The 5,869-nt window shown below is 66.2% G+C and carries 5 protein-coding genes and 1 pseudogene; 3 read left to right on the top strand and 3 right to left on the bottom strand.

Going from position 1 to position 5,869, the window contains the following annotated elements:
* Nucleotides 1–203: 203 nt before the first annotated feature.
* The 3 genes from RMO40_RS07200 to RMO40_RS07190 all read right to left on the bottom strand — a co-directional run bounded on the left by RMO40_RS07200 (nt 204) and on the right by RMO40_RS07190 (nt 3,643).
* Entirely contained in the window at nt 204–1,637 is a 1,434-nt protein-coding gene (locus RMO40_RS07200; RefSeq protein WP_309718335.1) for a cytochrome P450, read from the bottom strand.
* An 89-nt stretch (nt 1,638–1,726) separates the two neighbouring features.
* Entirely contained in the window at nt 1,727–1,915 is a 189-nt protein-coding gene (locus RMO40_RS07195; protein WP_309718333.1) for a hypothetical protein, read from the bottom strand.
* A gap of 126 nt (nt 1,916–2,041) precedes the next feature.
* Nucleotides 2,042–3,643: a protein kinase domain-containing protein gene (locus RMO40_RS07190; protein ID WP_309718330.1), complete on the bottom strand. Its 1,602-nt coding sequence runs from the start codon at nt 3,641–3,643 to the stop codon at nt 2,042–2,044.
* Nucleotides 3,644–3,884: 241 nt separating this feature from the next.
* Here RMO40_RS07190 and RMO40_RS07185 point away from each other — a divergent pair, with 241 nt between their 5' ends.
* The 3 genes and pseudogenes from RMO40_RS07185 to RMO40_RS07175 all read left to right on the top strand — a co-directional run.
* Complete coding sequence (locus RMO40_RS07185) at nt 3,885–4,184, top strand: flagellar basal body protein (protein WP_309718327.1); 300 nt, start codon at nt 3,885–3,887, stop codon at nt 4,182–4,184.
* Nucleotides 4,185–4,287: 103 nt separating this feature from the next.
* Entirely contained in the window at nt 4,288–5,205 is a 918-nt protein-coding gene (locus RMO40_RS07180) for a DUF808 domain-containing protein (protein ID WP_309718324.1), read from the top strand.
* Nucleotides 5,206–5,340: 135 nt separating this feature from the next.
* A pseudogene (locus RMO40_RS07175) lies at nt 5,341–5,869 on the top strand (multidrug ABC transporter ATP-binding protein); the annotation flags it as partial.

The raw sequence follows: 5,869 nt of genomic DNA, 5'->3' as shown, positions 1-5,869 counted from the left end.
CCCGCAAAGACCGAGCAGCGCAAGGCAGCCCTCGCAACGCGAGGGCCGAGTCGGCAGGGGTCGCTTCTTTGCCTCCTTTCTTGTCGACACAAGAAAGGAGGTCGGCCGCCGGGCCGAACACCCGGCGCGGCCTCACGCAGTGAACAAGACCAACGCGAAGCGGCAAAAAACTGGATTCCCGCCTCCGCAGCACTGACGTGCGCTCAAGCAGTGCGCTCACGCACGCGCAGCGTCAGGCCCACGGGTGACATGGCAAAAGCCATGTTCTCGCGGGCCTCTTTGCCATCCGGCGTGCCCACGCTTTCGACATGAAAGCTGCTGAGCAGCATGGCCATCGCCATCTTGATCTCGAGCATCGCGAGGTAGCGCCCCGGGCACACACGTGGGCCCGCACCAAAGGGCATTGACACCCGCTTGGGCGAGCTCGGCGTGAGCGCGGCATCGGCGCCGTCGAGCCAGCGTGAGGGGTCGAAGGCCTGAGGGTTGGGGAAGTGCTGCGCACTCACGCTGTCGTGGCGCATCACCAGCCAGACAAAGGTGCCGGTGGGCACCGCGATGTCGGCGATGGTGGTGTCCTTCAGCGCTTCGAGCACCAAGAACGGCCCCACCGGCTTGAGCCGCATGGTCTCGCTCGCGCAGGCTTCGAGGTACTCCAGCGAGGCCATCTGTTCCGGCGTGAAGGCCGCAGGGTCGGGCGCGAGGCGTTGCACCTCTTCGGTGGCACGCTGCAGCGCCTGCGGGTTGCGCTGCAGCAGGTAGATCATCCACGCGAGCGTGTTGGCGGTGGTGTCTTCGCCGGCCAGCAGCATGGTGAGCACGTTGCCCGCCACCTGCTGATCGTTCACGCCGCTGTCAGGTTGGTCGGCAGCGGCGAGCATGGCTTCGAGCAGGTTGGTCGGGGCCTCGTGCAAGGCCGGGTTGGCGCGCATGCGCTCGCGCGACTGGGCAATGAAGCCGTCGATCGCGTGGTTGATGGCGAGCACGCTGCGGTCGAGCGCGCGGTCGGCCGGCAGTCGGATGAGCCGCCAGTAGGGGAAGGGCGCGAAGATGCGCCGAAACAGCGCCGGGAAGATCTTGTCCAAGTGCTGCTGGATCACCTCTTCGTCCGACTGCAGCGTGTTCATGTCGGTGCCGAAGGCGAGGCCCGCCACGCCGTCGACGGTGTAGCGCATCAGGTCTTCTTGCAAGGGGATGATGCTGCCGCTGCGCGCCGCCGCTTGCCAGCGCCCGCGCAGGCGCTGCATCACCTTGAGCAGCGACGGGAAGTAGGCCCGCACGTGGTGGGGTGCAAAGCTCGCCATCACCATGCGCCGTTGGTCGCGCCAGGGCTGGCCTTCGGCGCCGAAGACGCCGGGCTTGAGCCCCATTTCCTGGCCCACGATGATGGAGCGCCGGGTGCGCCGAAAGCCGTCGGGCCGGTCTTTCAAGAGGCTCGCGATCACCTCATGGTCGGTGATGGCCAGCCCCCGCATCTTGCCCAGCTGAAATCGGAAAAAAGGGCCGAACTCTCGGCCCCACTGTTCCACATCCAGGTGGATGCGATTGAGCTTGACCTGCAGCAAGTTGCCCAGGATGGGCAAGCCACGCGGCCCCGGCAGGTCGGCAATCTGGCGCAGGGTGGTGGTGGCTGTGGTCATGGGGCAATGGTGTCAGGAAGAGAGCGGCCATTCTGCTGTGTGCGCGAATGGCCTGCACTCCTAGCTGATACCGAGAGCCCTCCGTCGGCTCAGCGCCTCCAGTACGGATGGTGGTGGCGAGGCGGCCCTTGGTCGTGGCCGTAGCCATAACCAGGCTGAACCACCACCGCTCCGCGACGGTGCACCGGCACGGGCAGCACGATGCAGGCAGAGAGTACTTGTGTGGCGAGCACCAGGCCCAACACACCAAAAACGCGGCGTTTTGTGGACGTTTGCATGTGTCATTACTCCTGGGCGCCGGACGGTGGCCCCCATGTGCAGTCAACGGCCTCGGGTGACTCGCTGTTGACGCCTGAACGTTGCTGCCGGGTAAAGACGCTCGGCCTGCATCCCACGATGCGAGATCAGTTGATCTCGCCGCGCCGCCGGAAATCAACGCACTGCGGGTGCTGAACGAACCTGGGCTTCTTGCATTGGGTTTCCATGCAGTAGACCAGCGAAAAGTTGGCGCGTGTGCCACAAGCCGCCCGCGGTGTGGCGGCTTCCCCCGCGGCGGCGGTGGCTTTGACCGTGTTCTCGGCCTTGCGGGCGGGTTTTGGGGAGGGCTCGGGCTCCGCCACGCGGGGCTCGAGCGCCGCAACCATGGCAGCCACCGCAGATGCCGATGGCTCCGGCCGTGCCACGACCGGAGCCACGGCCGCCACCGGGGCAGAAGCTGGCTCGCTGAGCGCCACAGCCGACACGCTCGCGGCGGCCGCCACCGGCGAGGGCGCGGGCGCTTCTGCCGGTGGTGCCGAGGGCGGGACCCACGGCGCCGCTGCCGGTGGGCTGGCGGCTGGGGGCGCATACACCACGGTCGGCCCCGCTTGCATCTGCTGCCAGACCCACATCCCTGCGAAGGCCAGGGTGAGTGCGGACAAGCCGGCAATCCACAGCGGAAGATTGCTTCGCGCGGGCTCGCGGGTGAGACTCTCCTCGCCTTGGCTTGAAGGCGCGAACACCGGCTCGCGGCGTTTGCCCTGGGCCGGGGCTGCCGGCGCGGGTGCAGCCGGTGCGCGATCCAGCCATTGCTGAAAGTCGGCCACATCGCGCGGCCGGTCGCGTGGCTTCACCGACAAGGCCTTGTCGATGGCGGCCAGAAAGGGGCCGCTGTAGCTCAGCTGGGGCAAGCCCTTGTTCAGCGTATGAACGACTTCAGCCAATGGGCGCTGCGGGTCGTCGACCGCACGCACCGTGGCGCGTGCCGGCGGCTGGCCGGTGATGGCGAAGTGCAGCACCCCCGCCAGTGCGTACAAGTCGGTCCAGGGCCCCTGAGGCATGGCGTCCGACTGGTTGTATTGCTCGATCGGCGCGTAGGCCGGGTTGAGCAAGGCGGTGAGCGGCAGGGTCTTGTCGGTGGCCCAGCGGTTGGCCACGCCGAAGTCGATCAGCACCGGCCGCCCGTCGCCCAGCACCATGATGTTTTCGGGCGAGATGTCCAGGTGCATGCACTGCGATGCGTGCAGCGTGGAGAGCGCGCTCAGCAGCGGCGTGAGCAGCGCGCGCAGCCAGGTTTCATCGGGCGGGCCCGACATGGCGGCCAGCGTGGCGGCGAGGCTGCGCCCTTCGTAGTAAGGCATCACCATGTAGGCGCTGCGGTTTTCCTCCCAGAAGCTGTGCACGCGGGCCAGCGAGGGGTGGTCGAAACGCGCCAGCATCTTGGCTTCGTTCAGGAAGGCCGTCTTGCCGCTGGCGTAGGCGTTGGCATCGCCCCCCGTCCTGACCGAAATCTGGTGGTCGCCGTGGCGCGTCGCCAGCTCGGCAGGAAAGTATTCCTTGATCGCCACCTGGCGCTGCAACGACGAATCGAGCGCGAGGTAGACGATGCCAAAGCCGCCACGCCCCAGCAGCTCGACGATCTGGTAGCCGCCCAGCCGGGTGCCGGCCGGCAAGGCGTCACGGGTCAGCGCCGGGTCGAACTGCTGGGTGGAGGGGCCGAAATCGCGGGAAAACGGGTTGTCTGGCATCGTTTCTCGTGCATCTGGTGATTGGAGGCATATCACCGGGGTGACGGTTGCGAGCATAAAGGCCCGCGGCCCTGGTGCTGGGTGTTCCCTTGCCACTCACTCAAAAGGAACACTGCCACGTTCGAGACCCCGGCAAATGCGTCGAGTTCCTCGCGCCCGGTTGAGTTGATCGCTGAAATAAGGCCTCAAGTCGGCGTCTGATCGACCGATAGACCTGACGAGAGTGACGAAAAGGCCTGCCATGAACTCCATCTCCGCCATTGCGTTTTCGGGCATGAACGCCGCCACCGCCCGCCTGGGGGTGTCGGCGCACAACGTGGCCAATGTGCAAACCGCGGGCTTTCGCCGCCAGCAGGTGCTGCAGCAGACGCAGGCCGGCGGTGGCGTCGCCACCAGCATCGCCCAGGCCGATGCCGCAGGCACCGACCTGGCGGCTGATCTGGTGCAGCAAATGACGGCGCTCTACAGCTTCAAGGCCAACCTGCGCACGGTGCAGGTGGAGCGCGACATGCTGGGCTCGCTGCTCGACATCAGGGCCTGAATTTCGGCTCTGCTGGAGCGCGCGGCTCGCGTACCATGCGCGCCGTGCCGGTGGCGTGATTGTTGCTGCGCTGCCCCCCAGCCCCTTTCGCAGACACACCATCATGGCCTCCAGCTTGCTCGCCCTGCTCGACGACATTGCCACCGTGCTCGACGACGTCGCGGTGCTCACCAAGGTGGCGGCCAAGAAGACCAGCGGCGTGCTGGGCGACGACCTGGCGCTGAACGCGCAGCAGGTGTCTGGCGTGAGCGCCGACCGCGAGCTGCCGGTGGTGTGGGCGGTGGCCAAGGGCTCGGCGCTGAACAAAGTGATCCTTGTGCCGGCGGCCCTGGCCATCAGCGCCTTCATTCCCTGGGCGGTGACGCCGCTGCTGATGGTGGGCGGCCTCTTCCTGTGCTTTGAAGGCTTCGAGAAGCTGGCGCACAAGTTCATGCACAGCAAGGACGAAGAAAACGCGCACCATGCCGAGCTGACCGCCGCGCTGACCAACCCGGCGGTCGACCTGGTGGCGTTCGAGAAAGACAAGATCAAGGGCGCGGTGCGCACCGATTTCATCTTGTCGGCCGAGATCATCGCGATCACGCTGGGCACCGTGGCCGACAAGCCCTTGCTCACGCAGTTTTCGGTGCTGGCGGGCATTGCCATCATCATGACCATCGGTGTGTACGGCTTCGTCGCCGGCATCGTGAAGCTCGATGACCTGGGTCTGTACCTCAGCCGCCGAGCCGGCTGGCGCGTGGCCGTGGGTCGTGCCATCTTGAAGGCGGCGCCTTACCTGATGAAGGGCCTGGCCATCGCCGGCACGGCCGCCATGTTCCTGGTGGGCGGCGGCATCCTCACGCACGGCATCCCGCCCTTGCACCACGCCATTGAAAACATCGCAGTGCGTGCGGGCGGTGTCATGGGAGCGATCACGCCCACCTTGCTCGATGCGTTGACCGGCATCGTGGCCGGCGCGCTCTCGCTGGTGGTGGTGACCTTGGTGCAAAAAGCCTGGGGCATGCGTAAAGCGGCTGCCTAGTCTTTCAGGCGTCCGGGTCACCGAACGCCTTTCACCCAAGGCAGGGGCGCTGCATGGAGAGATTTAGCGCGGGCGTGATTGTCTGAAACACACATCCGCTAACCTTGCGGGCTCAATCAAAAACCAGGGGCTTGTTTGTTCCGTCTGTTCGAAAAGCTCGTGCATCCCTACCCGGATGCCGAACCTGCGCCACCACCCAAGGCGTTTTTTGCTTTCCTGTGGGCCGGTACACGCGGCTTGCGGCCTTATCTGCTGGCGCTCACCGTGCTCTCGGCGGGCATCGGTGCGTTCGAGGCGCTGTTGTTCAGCATGATGGGCAGCATCGTCGACTGGCTGGGCAAGGTCGAGCCCTCGCAGCTGTGGGCCAAGGAGCGCGGCAGCTTGTTCCTGCTGACGCTGGTGCTGCTGGCGAGCATCGTGATGGTGTGGCTCGCGTCGGCGATCAAGCACCAGACGCTGGGCGGCAACTTTCCGATGCTGCTGCGCTGGAACTTCCATCGCCTGATGCTCGCCCAGAGCATGAGCTTCTACCAGGACGAGTTTGCCGGCCGTGTGGCGGCGAAGGTGATGCAGACGGCACTCGCCGTGCGCGACGCCTGGTTCGTGGTGTGCGAGCTGTTCGCCTTCGTGGTCATCTACTTCGTCACGCTGCTCGCGGTGCTGG

The organism is Rhizobacter sp. (assembly GCF_031412075.1).
Taxonomy (GTDB): Bacteria; Pseudomonadota; Gammaproteobacteria; order Burkholderiales; family Burkholderiaceae_C; genus Rhizobacter.
Note: the sequence above shows the minus strand (reverse complement) of the source record. Positions and strands in the feature narration are given on the sequence as shown.

Excerpts from the sequence above, each read along its gene's own strand:
- RMO40_RS07200 (WP_309718335.1), bottom strand. The coding sequence starts at position 1,637 with ATGACCACAGCCACCACCACCCTGCGCCAGATTGCCGACCTGCCGGGG.
- RMO40_RS07195 (WP_309718333.1), bottom strand. The coding sequence starts at position 1,915 with ATGCAAACGTCCACAAAACGCCGCGTTTTTGGTGTGTTGGGCCTGGTG.
- RMO40_RS07190 (WP_309718330.1), bottom strand. The coding sequence starts at position 3,643 with ATGCCAGACAACCCGTTTTCCCGCGATTTCGGCCCCTCCACCCAGCAG.
- RMO40_RS07185 (WP_309718327.1), top strand. The coding sequence starts at position 3,885 with ATGAACTCCATCTCCGCCATTGCGTTTTCGGGCATGAACGCCGCCACC.
- RMO40_RS07180 (WP_309718324.1), top strand. The coding sequence starts at position 4,288 with ATGGCCTCCAGCTTGCTCGCCCTGCTCGACGACATTGCCACCGTGCTC.